At 53.2% G+C, this 218-nt stretch carries 1 protein-coding gene; it reads right to left on the reverse strand.

Annotated features, from left to right (window positions below):
* Nucleotides 1-182, reverse strand: a 182-nt coding sequence (locus AN389_RS19990) for an Ig-like domain-containing protein (RefSeq protein ID WP_235576009.1), incomplete at its 3' end; no start/stop codon positions are given.
* Nucleotides 183-218 lie beyond the last annotated feature (36 nt).

Here is a 218-nt window from a genome sequence, read left to right on the forward strand (position 1 = left end):
GTGCTGTCGTTGGTGAGCGCTGGTGCATCCACATTCACACTTGGTGCGGTAGTATCGATGTTACCGCTGCCGGTGATATCAGTGCTGTTGCCCGCCGCATCAATAATAGTCGCTTCAATACTGTAAGGCCCTTCAGCCAATGCGTTTGGCACTTCGACTGAGAAGTTGCCGCTCGCATCCACAGTCGTCGTAAAGGTTTGCTCTACCCCTAAGTCGTC

Origin of the sequence: Pseudoalteromonas sp. P1-7a, assembly GCF_001401855.1 — a bacterium.
Lineage (GTDB): Bacteria > Pseudomonadota > Gammaproteobacteria > Enterobacterales > Alteromonadaceae > Pseudoalteromonas.